Below are 24,306 nucleotides of genomic sequence, written 5' to 3' on the forward strand. Positions count from 1 at the left end.
TCCGCACTCGACTATTTTAACAGATACGGATATGATGGGATAGTGACATTTTATAGCTATTTTGGAGGCGCGATCAACTTGAAAACAACTGCCGAGCACATACGGGAGACCATCGATGCGCTGTTCCGGAGCGCCGGTTACTCGGCCCCGGAGCTGCTGGAATACATAGAAAAGCTGGAGCTGGAGAACGGAAGGCTGACCCAGGCGGTGAGGAAATTAAGGCTCGATTCGGTCCGCCGGACCTCCTCTGACGAGGGGATGAACAGCCGGTTGAAGGACGCGCTGAGGGAGTAAGAATGGATGATTTCATAATATCCAGCGAATTGCAAGGTAAATGATTTGCGTCCGTGATAGTACTTCCCGTTCACGCGTGTACCGCTGATAAAATTTTACAATCACTATCATCATTCGACATTTTGTCGAATGATCCGCTTTGATTTGGCGGTTCTACTCAAGTGGCAGCGGAGCCTGGCTGCTCACTAGATATGTAAACAATACAAACGTTGTGCCTGCGGCTCCAATTTTAGTAGATCTAATAGGAAAATCCCCCTCTAAACGAGCAGGATTTTCATATTAGTCCAGTTTAAATAGAGTTTCTCCGTCTAATTTGTTCGTTATTTCGGTGAAATACGTGGATTCCGTTAATTAGCGTCAGGATTTCCTGCTAAAAAGCTCAATAGGCGTAGAACGGGTGATAATAGATGGCGTCTTTCCCATTCCAGCTTATGGAGATGTCGTGTGCTTGCTTACTTGGGTACTAGTAGTGAAAAATGGGGCAAGGAGGAACGACAACTAGCCAACCACGCAATGTGCGGTGCATTTCTGCGCCTCATTTGAACAAACTCACACGCCGCATGCAAAAAAGGCCGCCCCGAAAGCAAATTACACCTTTCGGAACAGCCCTATGTCACGGTCTATTTGACGGCGGCAAAGAAAAGCCGCTCTGAATCCCGGTTCGCCGGCTTCAGCTCGAAGTCCGCATATCGGTCGACGGTTTGGAAGCCGGCCCGCAGCAGAGCAGCCTCGATCCAGTCCGGATCGTACGCCCGTTGTACATGCGTTTCCTCAAACCGATAGAACCTCGAATCATCGCCATTAAGCGTAAAAATAGTCAAATGGTGTTCAATTTCGCATCGTTCCTCTTCCAGCTCACAAGTCCATATGTATGCGACATCGCGCTCGTCGAGCACGAACGGCTGCTCCTTCGCGTAACGGATCAGCTGCCCCGGCGGGTGCATATCGAATAAGAACGTACCTCCGCTGCGCAACCCGGTGCAGGTGGCACGGAAAGCCGCCTCGATATCGGACTCTTCCGTTAAATAATTTATACAATCGCAAAAAGAGATAACCGCGTCTACGGGCTCCTGAAGCTCCCATTCGCGCATGTCCTGCTGCAGCCATCTGATGGTTCCTGTACGCGGTCTCGTGACCAGCTGCGGCGCCTCATCCCACTTTCCGCGGGCAACGCTGAGCATGTCGGAAGATAGATCGATGCCGTAGACATGAAAGCCCGATCTCGCGAGCGGAATGGACAAGCTGCCTGTGCCGCAGCCCAAATCGACGACAGTCGACGGCATCCCGTATTTCGACCAGCTTTCCCGCGCGAAACCGAGCCAATCCGCGTAGGGCATATCCTCCATTAATTGGTCGTACACAGCCGCGAACTGTCCGTAGGAACGGTTCATTGCTTATCCTCCTCATGATGAGTCGGGGCTGTAACGCCGGTTTCCTCAGCCTGCTGTGCCGCCAAATAAGTCCAGCTGCCCTTTTGGGTAACGAGCCCTTCCCGCATCAGCTTGCCGATCGCCCGTTTGAATGCGCCTTTGCTGATCCCGAATTTCTGCTTGATGATGTCGGCGTCCGTCTCGTCCGAATAAGGCATACCGCCGCCCGGACGCTCCTTGATAAAAGCGAGAATACGGTCCGCATCCTCCAGCCGTCCGACCTCCTTGCGCTGCGCCATGGACAAATTAGCCCGTCCGTCCTCGCGAATGTAGGTAACCCGAGCGCGAACGCGTTCGCCAAGCCGAAGCGGCTTGGTTCGTTCGGAGCTCGGAATAAGCCCGTATACGCCAAAGCCGACCACTCCGCCGTCGATCATCACGAAAGACCCGAGCTGCAGTGTTTTCGTCACCCAGCCCTCGACCCATTGGTTATTCCAGCTGGCGGGCGCGGGAAAGACGAGTGGCGAAAGCTCTTCCTCGAAGGCAATCTTCGCCACGAGTCTGCTGATCTTGTCATGCTTCATAATGACGAATACCTCGTCGCCCGGCAGAGGTCTGTATTCGACGCTTTCCGGCAGTTCGGATAGAGGAAGCAGTAATTGTCTTCCAAGTCCCATCTCGAGAAAACAGCCCAGCCTCGGATGCACATCCGCAACGCGCAAGCGGGCCAGCTCGCCTAACTGGAGCAGAGGCTTCTTCATCGTAGCCGCCAGGCGGTCTTCCGAATCGTAGAACAGAAATACCTCCACCTCGTCGTCGATCTTCGGTTTCGAGCCGACAAGCTCGGTATAATGCATCAGAACGTCCGATTCGCCGTCGGTCAGGAAATAACCGTAGGGCGACACTTCACGTGTCACCCTCAACGTTTGTGTCGTTCCCGCTACGAAGCTCATGCGAATTCCACGACCTTCGCGTCGGACCACAACCGTTCGATATTATAATAATCGCGTTCGTCGCGATGGAAGACGTGAACGATCACATCGCCCAGGTCGATCAATACCCACCTGGCCGTATCCATCCCCTCGATACCGCGGACATGCGTGCCGTTCTTCTCCGCCTGCTTCCGGATCTCCGTTGCGATCGCTTGCACCTGCGTATCCGAATTGCCGCTGCAGATGACAAAATAATCCGCGACGAGCGAAACTTCCTTTAAATTTAACGCAACGACGCGTACCGCTTTTTTGTCCTCCGCCGCCGTGACCGTAATTTGTAGCAATTCATCCGAGTGTACTGCCATAGGTTAGCCTCCAATTGTTTTTTATTCTAATAACGAATTACGCGCTTCCAAGGTAAGCGGAAAGATCCGTTTGCCCTTCTCGACCAAAAACATAATGGTAGAATTAAAACCCGCGACGAGCGCCTCGTCCAAATTCCGTTCGCTTAGCTCACGAATTTTATCCACGCCCGGAAAATCCCTGCCCGGCTCCATATAATCGGCTAAGCACACGATTTTCTCCAGCTTCGTCATCCCTCTGCGTCCGGAGGTATGGTAACGGATGGCATCAAGCACCTCCGAATCCTTAACGCCGTATTCATGCTCGGCCACCCAAGCGCCGACGGGAGCATGCCAAAGCTCTTTGTCATATAACAACAGCTCGGCGGGAAGACCTTGTTCGCGTATCATATCCGCCATCCTCTCGGTCGGCCAATATTTGGCGACGTCATGCAGTATGGCCGCGAGCTCAACCCGGACCGGATCATCGCCGAAACGGTGGGCGAGGAGGACGGCCGTTTCCATGACCCCCTGCGTATGCAGCCACCTGCGTTCCGGCATTTCCGCCTTCACCTTGCCAATCATCTGCTCACGATTCATATAGGCTGTACCTCCTCATATAGCTGTGCACGGCCTCCGGTACCAAATAACGTACCGATTGTCGGGCACGCACCCGGTTTCTTATCGAAGTCGAGGAAATATCGATTGCGGGCATTGGAATGAAGCTTATCCGCTCCTTCAAATAAGCCGGGAGCCCTTCGAAGCGGATTGCGTCGGCAGGCCGCTCTAAGCCTATGAATGTTATATGTTTTGCTAATTGCTCGATCTCATACCACTGAGGCAGGTCGTTAACCCGGTCCGAACCGATAATATAGGAGAACGAATGCTCCGGATGGCGGCGCCTCAGCTCAAGAACCGTATCAAAGGAATAGCTGACGCCTCCGCGCTGCAGCTCAATGTCCATTGCGCGAAAAGCCGGATTGCCGGCAATCGCCTCGCTCACCATTTCAAAACGGCGCTCACCCTCGGCACCCGGCTCATTCGCTTTCAATGGAGGCCCATATGACGGAATAAACCATACCTCATGCAAGCCGCAGCTCTCACGGGCTGTTTCGGCCGCAATCAGATGACCGATATGGATAGGATCGAAGGTTCCCCCCATAATGCCGATTTTGCTCACACTTTGCGCCTCCTCAGGGCGTAAACGGCTGTCTCGCACGAACCTCTGACTGCAAAGCAATGCAGCATGACTTAGTTCCGTCCGTATGAAGAAAGCTCGTCCCGCAATGAAATAAAGTCAAGTTAAAAACTTAACCATTATTACCCTTTAAATAAGCTAATGTATGCTTATTTGCGGGAGGCGGTTGGAAGCTCGATTTTTTTGTTGTCCTTCGATTCCTTATAAAGGACGATCGTTTTGCCGATAACTTGTACCAGCTCGGCGCCGGAATCGGCTGCGACCTCCGCCCCGATTTCCTTCGGATCGTCCAGGCAATTGTTCAGCACCGATACCTTGATCAGCTCGCGTACTTCCAGCGCTTCCTCGATGTGACGGACGAGATGGTCATTGGTGCCGCCTTTTCCAACCTGAAAAATCGGCTGCAAATGATGAGCCATCGACCTTAAATAACGTTTTTGTTTCCCTGTAAGCATGTTAGGTATTCCTACTTTCATCTCCATATTTCTACTGGTTAGTATAAGCTTATATAGATCATTTATTAGTGCTGCAGCGAAGCTAATACCGACTCGCGCATCGCCGAGACCGGCGCAGGACGACCGGTCCAATACTCGAAAGCATAAGCGCCTTGGTATATGAACATGCCCAGGCCGCCATGGATGCGGCAGCCCCGGTGCTGCGCTTGCTGCAGGAAGGTCGTCTTGAGCGGGTTGTAAATAAGATCGCTCGCCACCGCATCCGGCTTCAGCCAAGCGGCATCGACCGGGGTTCCTTCCGTATTCGGAAACATGCCGATTGAGGTTGTGTTAATGACAATGTCCGCTTCCCGGCAAGCCGCCTGCAATTGCTCGTCCGGAACTGCCTCGATGTCGCATTTGGCACGGAAAGCATCGGCAAGCTCCCGCGCCCGATCAACGGTGCGGTTGGCGATCGTTATCCGTGCAGGACTCTCTCCGGCCAGCGCATATACGATACCTCTCGCCGCTCCGCCGGCGCCGATGACAACGATACGTTTGCCTGCCAGTCCTTCCTCAGCCGCTTCTTCCTTCAATGAACGGACATATCCGATGCCGTCCGTATTATAGCCGATGAGCCGCCCGTCTTCATTGACAATGGTGTTGACTGCGCCGATCGCTTGCGCTCCCGCATCAATTTCATCCAGCACGCTCATAATGTCCAGTTTATGCGGAATGGTAACGTTAACCCCGCGTATTCCCATCGCCCTAACGCCCGCCGCAAAATCGGCCACGCGCCCGCCCGTCACATGAAAAGCGGCATAAATACCGTTAATCCCCGTTTCCCGAAACGCGCGGTTCATCATAATCGGTGATTTTGAATGACGGATGGGGTCGCCGATTACGCCATAGAGGATCGTATGGCTGTCTATCCGGTTTCCTTCGCCTGTGCTTGTCAAGATTGGTTTCCCCTCCAACGGCTAAGTTATATCATCGAGTCGCGAAGCATAACTTTAACGCCCTTCGGCGCATATACGTCAAGCTGCGCACCGTTCGTTCCGTTTACCTGTATCCATCCCAGACCGGAGATGAATACATCCTTATTCACTCCGCGCTTCACGCGAAGCGAATGTCTCGTCCACGCCGGTATGGTCTCCAGCTCCTCAAGCGACGGCCCTCCCAGCAATTCGCCGCGGTGGTCCGCATACAGCTCGTCCGCCCGTTCAAGCTTTGTCCGATGCACGTTAAGCGCATTGGATATATAGAGCGTGAAGGATTGGCGGTCACCTTCGACAAAATCAAACCGGACCAGGCTTCCGAAAAACAGCGTCTGCCCGGAATTGAGCTGGTAGACAAGCGGCTTGATCGGCTTGTCCGGCATTAACGATCCAAGAAAGCTGCGCGGCACGATCTCCGTCATCCGCGACGAATATACGATACCCGGGGTATCGATGATCGCTTTGCCGTCTTCCAGCGGAATATGAACGGCATCTAGCGTCGTTCCCGGATACCGGGACGTCGTAAGCTCGCGCTCCATATCGCTGTAGTCTCTGATCAGCCGGTTGATCAATGTGGATTTGCCGACGTTCGTTGCGCCAACCACGTAGACATCGCGCCCGGCTCTATATTTCTCAAGCGCATCAATCACGTGCTCAAAGCCCATATTCCGCTTTGCGCTGCATAACACGACGTCGACCGTGCGCAGACCTTCCGCCTTGGCTTGCTGCTGCACCCAATTCCGGAGCCGGTTGACGTTCATCGCCTTAGGCAGCAGGTCGATTTTGTTCACGACAAGCAGCACCGGATTATTGCCGACAAACCGCTGCAACCCCGAGATCAAGCTGCCTTCGAAATCATACAAATCAACGATATGCACGACAAGACTGTCCGTGCCGCCGATGCTTCCGAGCAGCTTCAGGAAATCATCCTGGTCAACGGCGATCGATGAAGCTTCATTATAATTGCGGATGCGGAAGCATCTCTGGCAAATAACCGGCTCCCGCCCCAATGCTGCCGCAGGCAAATAGCCAGGCCGGTCAGCCTGCCCGGTCTGAAGCTGAACGCCGCAGCCTGCGCATGAAGATGTCTGACTATGCTGTTGTTCCTTCACTTTATTTCCCCCTCGTACCATAACCCTTTTTTCCTTAACCGGATTAAAGCAATCCGTTCGATCTGCCGGTTCACCCGCGTCATTATCCCTTCATCCGCAGGCGCGATCGGCGTGACTAGTATCGTAAAAAGTCCCATCCGATTCCCGCCAAGCACGTCGGTCAGCATCTGATCGCCGATGACAACGGTTTGTCCGGCCTCAAGTCCGAGCACTTTCAGCGCTCTGCGGAAAGCCTTCGCCGCAGGCTTGCGCGCAGCATGAATATAAGGAATATTCAGCGGCGAAGCAAACTTCCCTACACGTGAATCATTATTATTGGAGACAATAACCACTTGAAAGCCGCGGGAACGCACACCGTCGAGCCATTGGATCAGCTCGGGCGTAGCCAGCGCTTCCTTCGCCCCGACAAGCGTATTGTCCAAATCTGTAATGATGCCGCGGACACCCCGCGAATGCAATTCATCCAAGTTTATTTCATATACCGTGTTCACGCGCATATGCGGCAACAGCCGTTCAAACATAATCGATATCCCTCAGCTTTCTGCCTGCTATCTTACGAAACTATACCATACAAACCAAATTTGTTGCAAAAAAATACCGTCGCCATTTGATTGGCAGACGGTATTATCGTTTACAAATCATCCTCTTCCGAAACGGCTATTATCGACTGTTTCTTACCGCAGCTGATCGATAAGCGATTTCACCTTATCGACGAAACGGTCCGCTTCCTCAGAGGAAGCAATAGCCGGACTGTATTTCGCCTGCTCGAATCCGTCCAGAACGGCTCTAAAATCGCTCTGCAGCCGCTTCTGGCTTTGCGACCACCGCAGGACGGCTTCACGCAGCGTCTCGTGCTCCTGCCGTTCCAAGCCGCGTTTTCTGCATACGCGCAGAAGCCTCTGCGTCTCAATGACAATCCGGTCATTATTCGTATACGTGCCGTGTCGAAGCTTCCGCCAGAATGCGACGACCTGTTTACGGCGAATGACAAGCCATAACAGGGCTGTCGCCGTAAGCGCGGCAGCAAAGCTCCATACCCACGCCTTCACATTGATCGTGCTTTCCTTCACTACGGGAGTGGTTGCCGATGCCGAACCGTCTTCAAGCTCAGGAAGGACCTCTTCCTCTTCTTCGGCAAATGCATTCGGGAAGGTGAATCCGGCAGTAGCTTCAAACGGGATCCACCCGAAGTCTTCGAAATAAATTTCTACCCATGAGTGCGCATCCGAATTCCGAACCGTGTAAGTGCCGGCGCCCGACGGATTTATATCCTCCACGAAATCGCTCGGAGGGCCGATTGCGCCCGCCGGAAGCGCGCCTGGAGCAAAACCCTTTACCCATCTGGCGGGCATTCCCAGACTGCGCGCCATGACTGCCATCGAGGTGGAGAAATAATCGCAGTACCCTTCTTTTAGCTCGAACAAAAATTGATCGACAAAATCAACGGACGAGCCTGTAAGCATCGATAAATCCGGTTTATTGTTATAGTTGTAATTCAATCTGAGATACGATTCCAGCATTCTCGCCTTGTCGTAATCGTTCGTGCCCTCTGCCGTTACTTCCCTTGCCAATTCCTCCACGCGTTCCGGGAGCGTATCCGGCAATTGCAGATAATAGGCGTTGCGGGCTGTGTTTGTTTGGTCGGTCCAGCCTGCTCTCGTCTTCCGAAGCAGTTCCTCATCCAAGAGCGCAACCGATGAGGTCACCGAATAGGATTCCGGGTACCGTTTCCTCTGCATCGACCAGTTAAGAAGCCTTAATTCCCAGGAGCCGGGTACCCATGCAAGGTCGCTTGGAAATCTTGCCTCTTCGGAACCGATCCAATTCACTCTCGTAACGGGAGCCGCGGCGAACAAAACCGGGTAGACGTCCTTGCGGATCATCGTTACGATCTGGCTAATCTCCATCGTTCCGGCAACGGGCGGCTTCTCATCAAGCGGCAGGTCCACGCCCTGCCGTACGCCCTCTATGCTTCCGTTCTCTTCCCTGCTGTCGACGTCGATCCAGCCTTCGCCGGTATAGAAGGCTTTCGATTCGCCTCGCCAATAGCTGCGCTGCGAGGTCGTAACCGTCATCATCGGCGAAAAGTCGTAATCGAAGCCGCCTCCCAGCTCCTCGTCGCTTCGGCTGTAACCGGAGCTCGCATTTCTTGCGCTTCCTGGCGGGATCGCCTCCGTCCCTTTGTCTCCAAGAAATACTTGAACCGACTCCCCCTTGGCTTCCTTCCAGAGGGTATAAGGATCCTGCAGAATCGGAGACATGGAAGGCATATTTAAGCCTACTGCCATAAGCAGCGTCAGAACGAGAGCAATCGGCACAAATAATTGAAGCGGATACTCGAGCAGCTCCTTCCAGCTGGTAGGATGCTCGCGCTGCAGCTTCGACAAGTGGCTGGCGACAAGCCAGAGCAATCCGGTGAAGACGACCATGCCCACCTCGTCCCACAGCCAGATCGGCGTAAAGGAATCCGCAATCGTAAGCGTCAACAGACTGACTCCGATGACGGCGAGCATCCGCGTTCGCGTTGTTGTCCATATGCCGAACAGGACATACAGCAGCAGCAGAATACCGCTGATCCATATGAACGGATGAAGCTGTACGGCATGCGCCTGCAGCCACCATACCCACTCCTCAAAGCGTTCCGGCTTCGATATGAGCCATTCCATCCGCGCGAACTGCGTCGTAATCATGATGGCGGCCGAAATTTGCAGGAGCCGCTTAACGAATTTCAAACGGAGAGGAAGCAATAAATCGATCGCCAAAGCGGTAAAAATCGTGTAATAAGCGGTATGATAAGTTTCATCCCACCAGTAGTCGTCAAAGATTGCGATCGAGTTTGTCAGAATGACGGCAATGAATACGAATATTAGCTTCTCATACCAATTCCCTGTCAAGTAGGCGGCAAGACGCTTTATGCCTTGCATCATGCAATTCCTCCCCCTTCCAGTACGGCCGGAAGCTCCTGCAGCTGCCGGATCTCGTAGACGGGCCAGCCCTTCTCGCGCAGCACTTTCTTCCATGACGTATTGCGGCTGAGTTTATCCGCAGAGGATGAAATATGGAGCAGGCTCGGCAGAATTCCTTTGCGGGAAAGCCATTCCATACTGCGGATAACATCCGGGCCCGTATCCGGAGTAACGACGATCGCAAAGCTGCCGGCCTCCAGCATGGAGTCTGCCTGCTGCAGCGATGCGTACAACGACCGGGGGGCATCTGCGTCGACGAAGGTCAAATGCTTCATTAGTAAATTCCGTTGATCAAAACCTGACTTCGGCGAAATCAGCGACATGGTTTCCCCGACGGAGAGCAGCCCCATCGATGTGTCTTCCTTCAATCCATTTTCGAGTAAAGAGGCCGCCGCCGATACGGCAAGCTCGAAACGGACTGCCAGCTCACCGTCATACCCGCCCGGATACCGATCGAGAATAACGAGCGTCCGGGGAAGCGATTCGCGCTCGAAGGCCTTCGATTTCCATTCGCCGGTCTTAGCCGTCGCATTCCAATGCACACGCGACAGACGGTCACCGTACAGGTATTCGCGGACGCCGTTAATTTGAGTTGTCTCTTTCGCCGACCGAGAGGCGATCGCGTGCGAATAAGGACCCCGGATACCTCGTTGAACCCCGTTCCATTGCCGCAGCGGCACCGTTTGGGGAAGCACATGGAATACGGTCTCCGAGCCGAACTGCCCGGCGTGCTCGAACAAGCCGAACACATCATAAGAAATGCATTCCGTATGCGTAAACCGGTATTCCCCGCGCTGCAGCGGTGGAGTCTGATAAACGACGTGCCCGGTCCGCTTCCAATTCGGGACGAAAGAGGTTTCGAAAGCGAGTCTCTGTCCGTTATGACGATAGAGCTGGTCCCTTACTATGACATAGGGCAGCGGATAGTAGCCCGGAATTTTTACATTTAAGCTAATATCCAGCGAGCTGCCCGCAGATAAAGAATGATCAAGCGAGGAGCCGCCGGAGCTCGCATACGCTCTGCTTCCCTTCACTTTATGAATGCCGCTCCATCTTCCAAGCACCAGATATAATAAAAGCAAATTTAAAATAATAAACAGCATAAAGGCCGTTTTGCCGCCTTGAAATAAGAAATAGAACAGGCTAACCGTATAAATGACTGCGACAAGCTGCCAGCGCAGCTTAGCTGTTTTCGTAGCCGCCATCAGACTAGCGCTCAAGCCGGACCGGCACTTTCGTGGATTGGATCACCTGCGCGACTACATCCTCTGCCCGGAGCCCGTTCATTCTCGCTTCCGTGCGCAGCAGCAGCCTATGCGAGAGAACGTGCGGCGCTAATTCCTTGACGTCGTCCGGCGTTACGAACTGCCGCTGCCGGATAAAGGCGCTGGCCTTTGCAGCTCTTGCCAGAGCCAGAGCAGCCCGCGGACTTGCGCCAAGCATTACGCTTGCATGCTCTCTCGTTCCGCGGATAAGGCTAACCAAATATTTGCCCACGGCATCATCGATGTGCACGTTCAGCACCTGATCCTGTATATGAAGCATATCCGTTATATTAATCATAGGCTCAATCCGGTCGGATGGATGTAATCCTTCATTAGATAAGACCATACGCTGCTCGTCGCTTTCGCTTGGGTAACCAAGGGACAGCTTCATCATGAACCGGTCAAGCTGCGCCTCCGGCAGCGTATAGGTTCCCTCGAACTCGATCGGGTTCTGCGTCGCCAGCAGAACAAACGGACGCGGCAGCTCATACGTATCTCCGTCAACCGTGACGCGGCCTTCCTCCATCGCTTCGAGTAGAGCCGACTGCGTCTTCGTAGTTGCTCTATTAATCTCATCGGCCAGCAAAATATTAGCCATCACCGGGCCCGGACGAAATAAAAAGGTTTCCTGCTTCGGATGATAGATGGAAACGCCGGTAATATCGGTTGGGAGTAAATCGGGGTTACATTGAATACGGCGGAATTGGCCGCCGATTGATTTCGCCAGCGCCTTTACCAGCTGTGTTTTACCCGTGCCCGGCACATCTTCAAGGAGCACGTGTCCGCCCGCGATGACGGCGATAAGCAATCTCTGGATTTCTTCCTGTTTGCCAAGGATACAAGTTTCTAGATTTCTAAGAATAGAAGCACATAATTGCATGTCTGCAGGACGAATATCCATTTCAAGACCTCCCGTTAGTGAGCTTAAGCAAAATGTTTAATACTACTATTTTACAGTACTTCCTTTACCGTGCACAAACGTTTTCGCTCCAAAAAAAATTGGAGGATCCCACAGGGATCCTCCAACCGGATAAGTACCTAGCCTTTTGGGCGAACGACCAATGCGGCTAAGAACGAAAATATGATCGCAGCCGATACACCGGCGCTCGTTACTTTGAATATTCCGGATATGATGCCGATCCAGCCTGAAGTATGCAGCTCGGTCAAAGCGCCGTGCACGAGCGCATTGCCGAAGCTGGTAATCGGCACAGAGGCTCCGGCTCCGGCGAACTTAATCAACGGCTCGTACAAATCAAGTCCGTCTACGATGGCTCCGATTACGACGAGTGTAGCCATCGTATGAGCCGGAGTCAACTTCAGGACGTCGAACATCAGTTGGCCAAGGACGCAAATGGCGCCGCCTACTAAAAAAGCCCATAAAAAAATCATATTCGCCTACTCCTTTCCCGCACTAATCGCGACTGCATGCGCAATGCACGGAATGCTCTCGCCTTGCTGGAACGAAAGCGGGGACAGCAAGGCGCCTGTTGCCACAACGAGAATACGGTTTAGTTCACCCTTCTTCATTCGTTTAAGCAGATGACCGTAGGTCACTACGGCCGAACAGGCGCATCCGCTGCCGCCTGCCTGCACCTTCTGCTTCTCTACGTCATAGACCATCAGGCCGCAATCGCTGAATACCGTGTCGTTCATTGGAACGCCGTTCTGGAGCAGCAGGTCCTTTGCGATCGGATGCCCGACCCCGGCGAGGTCCCCCGTCACGATCATATCGTAATCGGCAGGCGAACGGCCCGTATCGTTGAAATGGGCTTGGATCGTATCGACGGCTGCCGGTGCCATCGCAGCCCCCATATTGAACGGATCCTTGATGCCGAGATCGACGATCTTGCCGATAGTGGCGCATTCGATGACCGGTCCTTTACCCTCTGCGGCAACCACGGCCGCTCCTGCGCCGGTAACGGTATACTGCGCGGTTGGCGGTTTCTGCGAGCCGTATTCGGTCGGATAACGGAATTGCTTCTCGGCGGTGCAGTTATGGCTGCAGGTACCGGCCAGCACGTAGCTTCCTCCTCCCGAGTTCACGACGAGAGACGCGAGCGCAAGCGTCTCCATCGACGTGGAGCAGGCGCCGAATACGCCGATATACGGTACGCCTAGCGATCTTGCAGCAAAGCTGTTGCTGATGATTTGGTTCATCAAATCGCCGCCGATATAATATTGAAGCTGGTTGCGGTCAATATGGGCGTTCTGTATGGCAAATTCGGAGGCCTGCTCCAGAAGCAGCCGTTCCGCTTTCTCCCAGCTCTTCTGCTGCATATCGAGCTCCGGGTGGACAAGGTCAAAATCCGCGGCAAGCGGCCCTTCGCCTTCATCCGGGCCTACGACGGTCGCTTCTCCGATAATGACCGGCCGCCTTTCGAACCACCAAGATTGTTTTCCTCGCAGCATGTTACTGCCCCCCAGTGCCTAATATAAGATGAACGATACCGACAAAGAAGGCGGCAACCGTACCGTACACGATAACTGCTCCCGCCAGCTTAAACATATTGCCGCCGACGCCGAGAACCAGCCCTTCGCTCCGGTGCTCAAGCGCGGCGGAGCACATCGAATTCGCGAAGCCCGTTACCGGAACGGCAGAGCCTGCGCCCGCCCACTGCGCCAGCTTATCGTAAACGCCAAGGCTTGTTAAGATGACGGAGAGCAAGATGAGCACCGCGACCGTCGGATTGCTTGCCTCCTCGTTGCTCATGCCCATGAGGTGGACGAACAGCTCTTGAATGACTTGTCCAAGCACGCAGATGGCTCCCCCGACGATAAACGCTTTTAAGCAGTTCGCGAAGATCGAACGGGGAGGCTCCTTGGATTTTGCAAATGATTGATATTCTTTTGGCGACATGGACATTTTTTTGTATTTATGAGCGCTCTTGCTGTTGGTAGCCACTGCTGCACACTCCTTATCTGTTACAGCTGCTATGAAGATCATCCGGACCCCTAGCCGCTTACCTTTGTTCGGCTTCATTATTTGTATTTGCAGGAACCAATATTCCAGCAAAAAAAAGGATTGCCCCGGCCGCTTTCGCTGCCATGGACAATCCTTATTTTAAAGCTCTAGGACAAACATAAGGATAACAAGTAAAATAAACAACACAAGCACGATAACGTTCAATTTATGCTGATGCAGCCGGTTCACGGACCTATCGGACATTACGCTGCTCCCCTCTAAACGGGCCTTTATTGACAGCTTATGCACAAATACCGGAATTCGGAGCTTATCCCAGGGCAATTTATCGGGCAATATTGGTTAGTTACCGGATTATTGCTCTAAAATCATAACGCCTTTGGCTGCGAGGCTGTACGAGCCATTGACAAGCTTGCCGGACAGCAGGTCCAGACGCGGCTCCGCCTGCAGCTGAAGCCCGGAGGCTTCCGAGTTATGATTTAAAATGAACGTATACGATTTGCCGCCTTTCACGCGGCGGGTAACCTCCACCCCGGCAGGAGCATGAAGCAAAGGCGTTATGCCTTTATCCTTGCATATCTGCGCCAGCAGCGACTGCAGGAATGCTTTATCCGGGCTTGACGCGATATACCAGGCTTCGCCTTTGCCGAATTTATTGACGGTAACGGCCGGCATGCCTTTGTAGAAGTCGGATCCGTATTCCGCGACAACCTCCGCTCCCTCCGAATGAATAAGGTCGCAAAGAATGCTGCAGTTATACGTCCCGCTCAATTCACCACGGTTCTGCTTCATGACGATTTGATTCTGCTGACCCGGCAGCAGCGCATCGATCTCTTCCGCCCAAATGCCGAGCAGCTTACGGAGCTTGCCAGGGTAACCGCCGGTCGTCACAATGTCGGTTTCATTCACGATACCGCTGAAAAATGTCGTTATGAACGTGCCGCCGCGCTTGACGAACGCTTCCGCCTTCTCGGCAAATCCCGGTTTAATCATGTACATGACCGGCGCGATGACAAGATCGTATTTATCCAAATTTTCCTCTACGCTGATCATATCCGTCTGTATATGCTGCTCGAAAAGGGCATCATAATACTTATGAACCTCATCCACGTATTTCAGCGCAACGCTTGGTCCGCTGGACAGCTCAACCACCCACCGGTTCTCCCAGTCAAATATAATCGCGGCTTTCGCATCCACGCGGGAATCGAGCAGCTTATCGGACAGCTGCGTCAGCTCATGCCCCAGCTCCGCGCATTCGCGGAAAACGCGCGTATGCTCGTGCCCGACATGCTCGATGACGGCTCCGTGGTACTTCTCGCAAGCGCCGATCGAACGGCGCAGCTGGAAGAACATGACCGTATCCGCGCCGTGAGCCACCGCTTGATAGCTCCATAGCCGCATGACGCCCGGACGCTTCAGCGCATTGTAAGCCTGCCAGTTCTGCTGGCTCGGCGTTTGCTCCATCAGCATGAACGGCTGGCCGCTCTTGAGACCGCGCATAAGCGCATGCGTCATTGCCGTGAAGCTGACCGGCGTATCGATCGACGGATAGTTGTCCCATGACACGACGTCCATGTGCTTTGCCCATTTAAAGTAATCAAGCTCCGGATAAGTGCCCATCAAATTGGTAGTGATTTGAATATCCGGGGAGTATTTGCGAATTTCCTCATATTCGATCAGATAGCAATCAAGCAAGCTGTCCGATTGGAAACGGCGGTAATCCAGCGATATGCTTTGAAAGTTCGTGCGGTTGCCCGCCCACTCCTCGCTAAGCGCGTTTGGCGCAACAACTTCGTCCCAATTATAGAACGTGTGTCCCCAGAAGCTTGTGTACCATGCTTTGTTCAACTGCCGGATCGTGCCGTAACGCTTCTGCAGCCAGACGCGGAAAGCCTCCTCGCAGTTATCGCAATAGCAGTATCCGCCGTACTCGTTGGAAATATGCCAAGCGACCAGCGCCGGATGGTCTTTATATCGCTGGGCGAGCTTACCGGCGATCAAACGCGCGTACTTGCGATAGGTCGGACTGTTCGGACACGAATTATGGCGCCCGCCGAACTTCCGTTTCCGGCCCTCGTAGTCAACGCGCGTGACGTCCGGATGCCTCTTGGCCATCCAAGCCGGATGGGCGCCTGTGCTGGTTGCGAGACATACGGCCACTTGGCCCTGGTGCAGCCGGTCGATAATTTGATCCAGCTGCTCAAAATCATATTTTTCTTCGCTCGGCTGAATTCGCGCCCACGAGAACACATTCACCGTTGCCACGTCGATATCGGCCAGCTTGAACATGCGCAAATCCTCTTCCATCGTTGCATCGTCCCACTGCTCCGGATTGTAATCGCCGCCATACCATATTTTCGGAAGATTATTATGTATCATTCTCGCCGTTCTCCCTTCATTTCGTACAAGTGTATGGAACGAGGGAAGAGAGCCCATGAATATGAGCCCTCTCCTCATTGTTTACGTTTTTATTTCGACCAAAGCTCTACGCGATCCTTCACCATTTTCGTAAACTCGGCATTTAATTCCGCTACGCCAGCATCTTCCAGATCTTTCAGGAATGCGTCGTATATTTTATCGAAATCAGCCGGTTTAGCCAGAATAGCCTCAGGAATACGTTTCTTCATAATATCCTGCGTTTTTTGGAAAATAACATTCGCCTTGGAGCCCGTCTCGAAAGGAAGCGTCCAAGCCGCGCCGTATTTACGCTCCGGGAATGCGTCGTCCGCAGGCCACAGATCTTTGTACGTTGTTGCGCCGTATGCTGCAAGCGTCTTTTTGTCCGCTTCGGAGTAAGCCGTTTGAATTTGCTCAGGGAATGTCGTCGTGTAGTAGTTGCCGGACGGATCCATTACGCCGTCGCCGTAGCGCGCGGATATCAGGTAGTTGCCGATGCCGGTCGTTTTCTTGAACGTGTTGTTATCGTTCGATTTCATCGCTTGAACGTCTTCAGGAATGACGCGTTTGCCGTCTACTACATTGTAATGCTTGCCTTCGATACCCCAGTTTACAAGCACTTGGCCTTCGTCGGAAGCCAGGTAGTCCAGGAATTTGATCAGACGGACCGGATCCTGAGCGTCCTTCGTAATGCCGACGCCGAAACCGACGAGATAGCCGGTACCTTGGAAAGAGTGGTCTTGGTACGTTTCGTTAAGCGTTACAGGGAAACGGGCGTAAGTCGAGCCGAACTTGCCTTCCGCTTTCAGTGCGTTTTGCGCTTCGGCGTAATCCCAGTCTTGATCGATCAGGCCGAGAACGCGGCCGGACGCGATTTTCGCTTTATATTGATCATATTTTTGAACAAAGCTTTCTTTGTCAAGCAGGCCGATATCGTTCATGTGGTTCAGCCAGCGGAAGTATTCTCTTTCTTCCGGGCGTTGGTAGTGCATAATCGCTTCGTGCGTTTCCTGATCGATATAGAACTCGCCGTCATCCGGAGCGCCCGTAGCGTAGAACGCGGGGTTCGTAACGGAAATCAGGATTTGCCATTCGCCGCCGTTAAGCGACATGCCGATCGTCGGCTGGCCGTCCGGCGTTGTAGGGTTTTTCTCGATATACGCTTTGATAGCCGCTTCGTAATCTTTTACCGTTTTGATTTCAGGGTACCCAGCCGCCTCAAGCACTTGATGCTGCAGTTGGAAACCGCCGCCTGCTTCAAAATACGTTTGATCTACGCCGGCCTGCGGCAGTACGTAGATGGCATCATCGTCCTTGCTCCAGCGAAGGCGGTTGAAATATTCGCCGTATACCTTTTTCAAGTTCGGGCCATGTTCTTCGATCAAAGGACGAAGGTCGATCAAGGCGCCCGCATCAACCAGCTTGCCGGCGCTGCCCTTCGGCATAACCAGATCCGGGTACTCGTCGCTCGCTACCATAAGGGCGAACATATCCGAGTCCGTACCGCCTACAGGAAACTCCTGTTTAAGCGTAATGCCTGTCTTTTCTTTAAGATATTTGCCCAGATCGGAGTTCATATCATCCCATGAAGGATTGTTATCGCCCGAAGCCATACGAACCGTGATCGGTTTAAGCGTTTCTTCATTGTTTGAACCGCCGTTATTCGTTCCGGTGTTCGTTCCGCCTTCGTTGTTCGAATTTCCGCATGCCGTGACAAATACGAATACGAGTGCCAACATCAAGCTTAACATCATTTGCATCTTTCTTTTCATTGCTTTGAAAGCCTCCCTTTTTGTGTGCGTGAAGAGCATGTATATAACAGGAAACCTGCTACTACCAATATTAACTTTTTACTGCGCCCAGCGTCATTCCTTTAACGAAATACTTTTGAAGGAACGGATATACGAGAAGAATCGGCACCGTGACGACAATGGTGATCGCCATCTTGATCGACTCGGGCGATACCGCCGCCATCGACTGCTGCGCGTTCGGATCGCGGTAATTGCTGCCCGTCTGTGTAGATAACAGCACCTTCATCAATTCGTACTGGAGCGTCGTATTCTCAGCGCTCCGGTTGTTGTACAGGTACGTATCAAACCAGGAATTCCAATGTCCAACGGCGATGAACAGCGCGATGGTCGCGAGGACGGGCTGGCAAAGCGGAAGAATGACCTTCCAAAATATAGTCCAATCATTCGCGCCGTCGATCTTCGCCGATTCTTGAAGCGCGTACGGCAGTCCGTCGATATAGGAGCGGATAACGAACACGTTCCAGACGCTCAGCAGCGCGGGAATGATGTAAACCGAGAATGTGCCGATAAGGCCCAGGCTCTTCATCAAGAGGAAGCCGGGAATAAGGCCGCCGGAGAAATACATCGTGAGGGCAAATACGACCGACATCCATCTTCTGGCCTGGAAGTCAGGACGGCTTAACGTGTAAGCCATCATCGACGCCGAGACAACGCCGATCGCGGTGCCCAATACCGTCCGGATGACGGAATTTTTAAAGCCGGTAAGCAGACCTTCGAAACCAAAGATCGTTTCATAGTTTTTCAAAGTAAATTCACGCGGATAAATCGTAAGCCCGCCTCTGACCGTGTCAACCGAGTCGTTGAACGAAATAGCAAGCACGTTCAGAAACGGATATAAGGTAACAATTGCGACAATCGCCATGAATACGTAGATGAAGATGTCAAACGCTTTATCACTTGCATTTTTTTGAGCAACGCCTTGCATTTTGCCGCACCTCCTATATGATCGATTCTTTGGTGACTCGTTTGTAAATTCCGTTCGCGATAAACACTAATAGGATGCTGACTACGGAGTTAAAGATTCCGATGGCCGTACCATATGAATAGCGGCCCATTTGAATTCCGTATTTGAGCGCATACAGATCGAGCACCTCTGAGAAGTCGGATACTAGAGGATTGCCGAGCAAGAACTGCTTCTCGAAACCGATACTAATCAAGTGGCCGATGGATAGAATGAACAATACCATAAAGGTTGTACGAATGCCCGGCAGCGTAATATGCCACATTTTACGGAAGCGGCCCGCGCCGTCCACGGTAGAAGCTTCGTACAGCTCCGGATCGATACCGGCCATCGCGGCTAAGAAAATGATGGAATTCCAGCCCATTTCCTTCCAAAGATCGGATAACGTCACGATTCCCCAGAACCATTCGCCCTTTGCCATGAATTGAATCGGGGCATCGATAACGCCTAGCCACATAAGCAGCTGGTTAACCGCTCCTCCGTCCGTCGAAAGCATCTTCGACACGAGACCTGCGACAACGACCCACGAGACAAAGTGAGGCAAATACGAGATCGTTTGAACCGACCGTTTGAAAAACTGGCCTCTCATTTCATTCAATAAAAGCGCGAATATAACGGGAACCGTAAACCCGACAATAAGTCCCATCGAACTCATCGCCAGCGTATTTCGCAGCACAACGTAAAAGCGTTCATCTTGAAACAATTCGACAAAGTTTTCTAACCCGACCCATTTTTGATTGAAAATCGAATCTTTTGGCTTGTAGTTTTGAAATGCGGTTAGCCAGCCCCATACCGGCACATAACTGAAGATGAAAATCCATATGACAAATGGAAGCGACATCATATACAAGTATCGCTGCTGAAAAGCTTTGAACCAAAAGCGGTTTCTCTTGTGCGCCGACCCTGCCTTAGGGGTAACTTCTGTTAGCGGTTTCATCTGTGCTCCTCCTAATATTTTTGCGGTCTGCAAAAACGTATTCCGTAAGCTTCCTCTCTCTATGCGTAGCTTACCCTCTCTTATCTGTACTAATCATAAACGATAGCAGCCGCATCGTTACACCCGATAAATTAGTCCTAAAATCATATCAAAATACGCACTTTCAACCGCTTTCATAAAAAGTCGTTTCAGCCAAACGCAACCGGGATGCTTGGAATTTCAAATAAAAACACAAAGACGTTGCACCGCTTAGGTCCGATAGGAATCTAAGCGGTGCAACGTCTTTAGGCATGGCCGATATCCGGTCTTCCTTATTCCATGCCGGGTTTTCCCGGAACGCTTTTGAAGGAAGACGGGGAAACGCCCTTATACTTCTTGAATTTACTATGGAAATAATCGACATTCGCGTAACCGACACGCTCCGACACCTGATGCACTTTCAGTCCCTCCTGAAGCAGCTCGATCGCGTGCTTAATGCGCACTTGGTCGAGATAGGTGTTAAAGTGGTCCCCGGTATAGTTTTTAAACATTTTACCCAAGTAGCCGCTGTTATAATTAAATAGCTCGGCAAGCGTCTCCAGCTTAATATTCTCGCTGTAGTGGCGTTCAATGAAATCCGTCATCTGCTTCATGACGGACTGGCTGTCCGACTTCCCGATCTTCGCCGCAAGCTCCGAAAGTCGCTGCTGCAGCTGCGCGAGCATCTCGTCATAATGATGCGCCAGATATAAGGCGGTGATCATGGTCAGATCCTCCTGAACGGACAGCTGCGGATTGGACGTTGCCGCTTTATTCAATACGATCGTAAGCAGCTGCGCCCAGTTCGATTTCACGGACTGCTCGGAAGAATCGTACGCGACGATTTGCCCGGAAGCTTCCTGCATCGCCTTGTCTACGCCATCCTTGCTGCCGATATCGAGCATATAATAAAGATTCTGCGCCAGCGCTTCGATTGACAGCCCGGCTTCCTGCTCTCCCCGCTCCTGCTCCTCCGTCAATGAAGCCATATTTATTTGCTGGCCGCTCTGCATGAACCGCCGTTTCATAAGACCGCGCACCGCAGCCGACCAATCGAGCAGCATCGGAATCTCTCTGACCGGCTCGCTGGCTGCGGCTGCGAATCGTATCCGCTCTCCGCAGCACTCCTCGATCCACTGCCGCATTTCCTCGCGGGAGCCGTTCTGCAATATATAGTCCTTAAGCAGCACGCCAACGAACGGCTCCGCGGAGAAAACCCAGCCGATCTGCTTTTGTTCTACGATATCCGACAGCTTCTTCCGCAGTGTTGCGTTCATCGTAAGGGAGTGCTCCCTGCTGTGCAGCTCGATTAACAGAAGCTGATAATACTTTGCGGGAGTTCCAAGCAGCGCCGCCAGCTCCCCGCTTCCTTCCCGGCCGGGATCCAGCTTGCCCGCAGCCAGCTGTTGAAGCAGCTCCTCCCGCAGCAGAGCCGCCGTCTGCTCCGAGTTTTCCTTCTGCTCGTTTTTTCTCGTCAGCTGCCCCCCGATACGTTCCACGTAGGCTTCCAACTCATCTTCGTCAATCGGTTTCAGAATATAACCGTCTACGCTATGTGAGATCGCCTGCTTCGCATAATTGAAATCCGCATATCCGCTCAATATTAAAATATGGCACGCCGCGTCGGTCTTTCTCACTTCTTCGATTGCCGAAAGGCCGTCCATCCCCGGCATGCGAATATCAATCAAGATCAAATCCGGACGAAGCTCCTTATGTTTCTCTACCGCTTCCCGGCCATTCGCTGCGGTACCGGCCACGGCGAAGCCGTGCTTCTCCCAATCGATTAAAGTTGTCAGCCCTTCCCTAATCATCGGTTCATCGTCGACGATTAAAACCTTATTCATTATGATGACCCCCTGTTGGAATTTCGAACGTAATTCGCGTACCTGAGCCGGGTTCGCTCGCGATCGTTAAGCCATAGTCATCCCCATAGATCATAACAAGCCGTTGATGGACATTCCGCAGCCCGATCCGGTACTCTTCCTCCTCCTCCATATCGCGTAACGATTCGAGGATATCTTTAATCTTTTCCTCGCTGATCCCAACGCCGTTATCGGCGACCTCCACTTTCAGCCGCTTCCCGTTGACGAACGTCGACAAATGGACAAACCCGCCCTCCGCTATATTTTCAAGCCCGTGAACGACCGCATTCTCGATTAAAGGCTGAATGATGAGCGGCGGTATTTCAATATCATGACTGGCAGGATCAATATCAAGGCGAAATGTCAGACGGTCATCGCCATATCTGAATTTTTGGATTTCTAAATAATAACGGACAATCTCAAGCTCGTCCTTCAGAGCGATTTTTCGCGTGCCGACCTCCAAATTCCGGCGTATCATTTTACCCAGCATGCGGACGATTCCCGATATTTCCTTCTCGCCTTTCATATGGGCTTTCATCCGAATCGACTCTAACGCATTAAACAGAAAATGCGGATTGATCTGGCTGGCCATCATCTTCAACTTAATTTCCTTCTGTCTCAGCTCCAGCTGGGCCTTCTGCTTCTGCGATTCGGTAACCTCATCCATTAAACCGCGGATACTGACGACCATGTTGTTGAATTGCTTGGATAAAATACCGATTTCGTCGTTGCCCGTCACGTTCGAGATGACGTTCAAGTCGCCCATGGCCACTTTATTTAAATCCTTGTTCAGCACAAGCATCCGCTTGGCCAATATCGCGGAGGAGAAATAGATCAGAATAAAAGCGATCACGAGGCTGAGCATGATAATGCCGAAGCCCAGCTGGCTGATGCGATTCGCCCCGCTTACGATGCTGTCGATCGTAAAGACCGATACGATCTTCAGCCCGTTTCGGCTTGATTCCGGCAGTAAGTCCTCGATCACGATTTTGGACGGCTTTCCATCATATTTAAATTCATACGTGCCTTCCGCTTTTTCCGTCAATTGACTGGCAAAATCCAATTCCGAAATGTTTTTGCCGACCCATTCCGGATTTTTGGCCGCAATCATGTAGCCGGTATCATCGATGATCATCGTATCGAAAGGCTCTTGGCTGATCATAGCGTTCAATTCATTCTGATTCACTCCGATGACAAGCACGCCGCTAGTCCGGTAGGTCGGGAACGAAATTTTACGGATAAGGCTCAAATAATTACGATTGCCCTTTGTTTCGTCGCTTATATACGCCCAGTGGATACCGTCCTGCTCCATCGCCGCTTTGTACCAATGCGTCTCCATGATGGGAGGCGTCAACTTCAGAAACTCCCAATTGTCCAGTATCGTCATGTTTGTCGTATAGAAGCGAATGTTAAAAATTTCGCTGTACAGATGAACGTAATCGCGGAAATCCCGGTAATCCCAGAACGCTTTAACGACGTCGTACGTTGATTTATAATTCGTATTCACCACATTCGTGAGGCGGCTGTCTACGAGCAGGTTGTCCGAGATTTCAATCGGCATGCGGATAATATCCGTCGTCTGCTTCTTGATCCGTTCGACATTGTTCGTTATTTGCTGCGTGGCCTGATCCAGCACGTTCTGCCGGAAGGCGACCGTCAGAAAGATGCCGACGATCAGAACGGGCACGAATACAACCAATATAAATGAAAAGATTAGCTTGTTTTTGATCCGAATATTATTCATCCGGCGCGTTAATTCTCTCATGTACCGCATCATGCGAGCGGCCCCCTTTTGTCTGCAGGAAAGCGTTGCCAATAATAACGTCGCTTAAAGCACCCTATATTATAGAGCGGGCTCCAGAGCATTCATACATCAACAATCCGTTATTTTTTCATATATCAATTAGAGATTTCCGTGCGACAAAACCGCCCCGATCAGAGCGGTATGCGATACGAGGATTGCTCCTCGATAATATGCTCTCCCTTATGATAAACCCACTTAAAGGATAACCGGTCGCCGGCATAGCCGGTTTTGCAGCGGATATCCGGCCATATAACCGAGTCGAGATTGACCAAAATCGTACGCTGAAGCTGCATAAGCCTCTCTTCGTTCGCAGTCCTCTGCTTGAGTGCTTCATCCTCCGAAGCGGCTGTCAGCATGAAATAAGCGAGCGCAGCGTCGCTGTCATCGATGTCCTCCGGCAACGGATGGCCAGATCCTCGAAAAATTTCCTTTACCGTGTCGATCCAGTCTTTGTACAAATGAATTTGAATATTCGTCATTAAGGCGGCCTCGCTTTAGCTTATTTTCCGTTATCCTACAGGATAAAGCCGTTTGAAAGAAATTGCAACTTCGCGCGTAATAATAAGGATTGAACCACAGAGCTGCATCTCATACCTTTGAATCAACGGCATTTCTGCCGCTAATTCACGCGTTCTTCGCCTCGCATGCCGATTCTACGGCATTTCTGCCGTTCATTCGCGCGTTCT

Annotated in this window: 23 protein-coding genes; 1 reads left to right on the forward strand and 22 read right to left on the reverse strand. The window is 52.1% G+C overall.

Annotated elements, in window-relative coordinates; genetic code table 11:
- Window positions 1-78 precede the first annotated feature (78 nt).
- Complete coding sequence (locus H581_RS0118565) at window positions 79-294, forward strand: hypothetical protein (protein ID WP_028611331.1); 216 nt, start codon at window positions 79-81, stop codon at window positions 292-294.
- A 620-nt stretch (window positions 295-914) separates the two neighbouring features.
- Here H581_RS0118565 and H581_RS0118570 read toward each other — a convergent pair.
- The 22 genes from H581_RS0118570 to H581_RS0118680 all read right to left on the reverse strand — a co-directional run bounded on the left by H581_RS0118570 (window position 915) and on the right by H581_RS0118680 (window position 24,099).
- A complete protein-coding gene (locus tag H581_RS0118570) occupies window positions 915-1,685 on the reverse strand; it encodes a class I SAM-dependent DNA methyltransferase (RefSeq protein WP_028611332.1) in 771 nt (256 codons plus the stop codon).
- Window positions 1,682-2,617, reverse strand: a complete 936-nt coding sequence (locus H581_RS0118575) for a CvfB family protein (protein ID WP_028611333.1) — start codon at window positions 2,615-2,617, stop codon at window positions 1,682-1,684. Before H581_RS0118575 ends, H581_RS0118570 begins: the two co-directional genes overlap by 4 nt.
- A complete protein-coding gene (gene rsfS, locus H581_RS0118580; protein ID WP_028611334.1) occupies window positions 2,614-2,961 on the reverse strand; it encodes a ribosome silencing factor in 348 nt (115 codons plus the stop codon). The genes H581_RS0118575 and rsfS overlap by 4 nt, the downstream gene beginning before the upstream one ends.
- 21 nt (window positions 2,962-2,982) lie before the next feature.
- Entirely contained in the window at window positions 2,983-3,537 is a 555-nt protein-coding gene (yqeK, locus tag H581_RS0118585; protein WP_028611335.1) for a bis(5'-nucleosyl)-tetraphosphatase (symmetrical) YqeK, read from the reverse strand.
- A complete protein-coding gene (gene nadD / locus H581_RS0118590) occupies window positions 3,527-4,117 on the reverse strand; it encodes a nicotinate-nucleotide adenylyltransferase (protein ID WP_028611336.1) in 591 nt (196 codons plus the stop codon). The genes yqeK and nadD overlap by 11 nt, the downstream gene beginning before the upstream one ends.
- 167 nt (window positions 4,118-4,284) lie before the next feature.
- On the reverse strand, window positions 4,285-4,590 hold the full coding sequence (gene yhbY, locus H581_RS0118595) for a ribosome assembly RNA-binding protein YhbY (protein WP_028611337.1): 306 nt from the start codon (window positions 4,588-4,590) through the stop codon (window positions 4,285-4,287).
- 65 nt (window positions 4,591-4,655) lie between these two features.
- Window positions 4,656-5,528, reverse strand: coding sequence for a shikimate dehydrogenase (gene aroE / locus H581_RS0118600; protein WP_036718809.1), 873 nt, complete (start codon window positions 5,526-5,528; stop codon window positions 4,656-4,658).
- 26 nt (window positions 5,529-5,554) lie between these two features.
- Window positions 5,555-6,679, reverse strand: a complete 1,125-nt coding sequence (gene yqeH, locus H581_RS0118605) for a ribosome biogenesis GTPase YqeH (protein WP_028611339.1) — start codon at window positions 6,677-6,679, stop codon at window positions 5,555-5,557.
- Complete coding sequence (locus H581_RS0118610; RefSeq protein WP_028611340.1) at window positions 6,676-7,200, reverse strand: YqeG family HAD IIIA-type phosphatase; 525 nt, start codon at window positions 7,198-7,200, stop codon at window positions 6,676-6,678. Before H581_RS0118610 ends, yqeH begins: the two co-directional genes overlap by 4 nt.
- A gap of 153 nt (window positions 7,201-7,353) precedes the next feature.
- Complete coding sequence (locus tag H581_RS34465; RefSeq protein ID WP_051250946.1) at window positions 7,354-9,606, reverse strand: DUF4129 domain-containing transglutaminase family protein; 2,253 nt, start codon at window positions 9,604-9,606, stop codon at window positions 7,354-7,356.
- Window positions 9,603-10,850, reverse strand: coding sequence for a DUF58 domain-containing protein (locus H581_RS0118620; protein WP_028611341.1), 1,248 nt, complete (start codon window positions 10,848-10,850; stop codon window positions 9,603-9,605). Before H581_RS0118620 ends, H581_RS34465 begins: the two co-directional genes overlap by 4 nt.
- 4 nt (window positions 10,851-10,854) lie before the next feature.
- Window positions 10,855-11,811 carry an AAA family ATPase gene (locus H581_RS0118625; protein ID WP_028611342.1) on the reverse strand — a complete coding sequence of 319 codons (957 nt, stop codon included), beginning with the start codon at window positions 11,809-11,811 and terminating at the stop codon, window positions 10,855-10,857.
- 137 nt (window positions 11,812-11,948) lie between these two features.
- Complete coding sequence (gene spoVAE, locus H581_RS0118630) at window positions 11,949-12,299, reverse strand: stage V sporulation protein AE (RefSeq protein ID WP_028611343.1); 351 nt, start codon at window positions 12,297-12,299, stop codon at window positions 11,949-11,951.
- Between the two features lie 6 nt (window positions 12,300-12,305).
- Window positions 12,306-13,319, reverse strand: a complete 1,014-nt coding sequence (gene spoVAD / locus H581_RS0118635) for a stage V sporulation protein AD (protein ID WP_028611344.1) — start codon at window positions 13,317-13,319, stop codon at window positions 12,306-12,308.
- Window position 13,320: 1 nt separating this feature from the next.
- The gene (spoVAC, locus tag H581_RS0118640; protein WP_028611345.1) at window positions 13,321-13,812 is read right to left on the reverse strand and encodes a stage V sporulation protein AC; all 492 of its coding nucleotides are present in this window, start codon (window positions 13,810-13,812) and stop codon (window positions 13,321-13,323) included.
- Between the two features lie 372 nt (window positions 13,813-14,184).
- Window positions 14,185-16,209, reverse strand: a complete 2,025-nt coding sequence (locus H581_RS0118650) for a beta-galactosidase (protein ID WP_028611346.1) — start codon at window positions 16,207-16,209, stop codon at window positions 14,185-14,187.
- 89 nt (window positions 16,210-16,298) lie between these two features.
- A complete protein-coding gene (locus H581_RS0118655) occupies window positions 16,299-17,999 on the reverse strand; it encodes an ABC transporter substrate-binding protein (protein ID WP_028611347.1) in 1,701 nt (566 codons plus the stop codon).
- Between the two features lie 70 nt (window positions 18,000-18,069).
- A complete protein-coding gene (locus H581_RS0118660) occupies window positions 18,070-18,963 on the reverse strand; it encodes a carbohydrate ABC transporter permease (protein WP_028611348.1) in 894 nt (297 codons plus the stop codon).
- 13 nt (window positions 18,964-18,976) lie between these two features.
- Complete coding sequence (locus tag H581_RS0118665) at window positions 18,977-19,936, reverse strand: ABC transporter permease (protein WP_028611349.1); 960 nt, start codon at window positions 19,934-19,936, stop codon at window positions 18,977-18,979.
- 311 nt (window positions 19,937-20,247) lie between these two features.
- Complete coding sequence (locus H581_RS0118670) at window positions 20,248-21,798, reverse strand: response regulator transcription factor (protein ID WP_028611350.1); 1,551 nt, start codon at window positions 21,796-21,798, stop codon at window positions 20,248-20,250.
- Window positions 21,791-23,593, reverse strand: coding sequence for a sensor histidine kinase (locus tag H581_RS0118675; protein WP_036718812.1), 1,803 nt, complete (start codon window positions 23,591-23,593; stop codon window positions 21,791-21,793). Before H581_RS0118675 ends, H581_RS0118670 begins: the two co-directional genes overlap by 8 nt.
- A 158-nt stretch (window positions 23,594-23,751) precedes the next feature.
- Window positions 23,752-24,099, reverse strand: coding sequence for a hypothetical protein (locus H581_RS0118680; protein WP_028611352.1), 348 nt, complete (start codon window positions 24,097-24,099; stop codon window positions 23,752-23,754).
- Window positions 24,100-24,306 lie beyond the last annotated feature (207 nt).

This window comes from Paenibacillus harenae DSM 16969 (assembly GCF_000422465.1).
Lineage (GTDB): Bacteria > Bacillota > Bacilli > Paenibacillales > Paenibacillaceae > Pristimantibacillus > Pristimantibacillus harenae.

What these genes read in the sequence shown, in the direction of transcription:
- H581_RS0118675 (WP_036718812.1), bottom strand. Translation starts at nt 23,593, where the DNA reads ATGATGCGGTACATGAGAGAATTAACGCGCCGGATGAATAATATTCGG.
- H581_RS34465 (WP_051250946.1), bottom strand. Translation starts at nt 9,606, where the DNA reads ATGATGCAAGGCATAAAGCGTCTTGCCGCCTACTTGACAGGGAATTGG.
- H581_RS0118680 (WP_028611352.1), bottom strand. Translation starts at nt 24,099, where the DNA reads ATGACGAATATTCAAATTCATTTGTACAAAGACTGGATCGACACGGTA.
- H581_RS0118610 (WP_028611340.1), bottom strand. Translation starts at nt 7,200, where the DNA reads ATGTTTGAACGGCTGTTGCCGCATATGCGCGTGAACACGGTATATGAA.
- H581_RS0118620 (WP_028611341.1), bottom strand. Translation starts at nt 10,850, where the DNA reads ATGGCGGCTACGAAAACAGCTAAGCTGCGCTGGCAGCTTGTCGCAGTC.
- H581_RS0118570 (WP_028611332.1), bottom strand. Translation starts at nt 1,685, where the DNA reads ATGAACCGTTCCTACGGACAGTTCGCGGCTGTGTACGACCAATTAATG.
- H581_RS0118650 (WP_028611346.1), bottom strand. Translation starts at nt 16,209, where the DNA reads ATGATACATAATAATCTTCCGAAAATATGGTATGGCGGCGATTACAAT.
- yqeK (WP_028611335.1), bottom strand. Translation starts at nt 3,537, where the DNA reads ATGAATCGTGAGCAGATGATTGGCAAGGTGAAGGCGGAAATGCCGGAA.
- H581_RS0118625 (WP_028611342.1), bottom strand. Translation starts at nt 11,811, where the DNA reads ATGGATATTCGTCCTGCAGACATGCAATTATGTGCTTCTATTCTTAGA.
- H581_RS0118670 (WP_028611350.1), bottom strand. Translation starts at nt 21,798, where the DNA reads ATGAATAAGGTTTTAATCGTCGACGATGAACCGATGATTAGGGAAGGG.
- H581_RS0118575 (WP_028611333.1), bottom strand. Translation starts at nt 2,617, where the DNA reads ATGAGCTTCGTAGCGGGAACGACACAAACGTTGAGGGTGACACGTGAA.
- spoVAD (WP_028611344.1), bottom strand. Translation starts at nt 13,319, where the DNA reads ATGCTGCGAGGAAAACAATCTTGGTGGTTCGAAAGGCGGCCGGTCATT.
- rsfS (WP_028611334.1), bottom strand. Translation starts at nt 2,961, where the DNA reads ATGGCAGTACACTCGGATGAATTGCTACAAATTACGGTCACGGCGGCG.
- spoVAE (WP_028611343.1), bottom strand. Translation starts at nt 12,299, where the DNA reads ATGATTTTTTTATGGGCTTTTTTAGTAGGCGGCGCCATTTGCGTCCTT.
- H581_RS0118655 (WP_028611347.1), bottom strand. Translation starts at nt 17,999, where the DNA reads ATGAAAAGAAAGATGCAAATGATGTTAAGCTTGATGTTGGCACTCGTA.
- H581_RS0118665 (WP_028611349.1), bottom strand. Translation starts at nt 19,936, where the DNA reads ATGAAACCGCTAACAGAAGTTACCCCTAAGGCAGGGTCGGCGCACAAG.
- yhbY (WP_028611337.1), bottom strand. Translation starts at nt 4,590, where the DNA reads ATGCTTACAGGGAAACAAAAACGTTATTTAAGGTCGATGGCTCATCAT.
- H581_RS0118660 (WP_028611348.1), bottom strand. Translation starts at nt 18,963, where the DNA reads ATGCAAGGCGTTGCTCAAAAAAATGCAAGTGATAAAGCGTTTGACATC.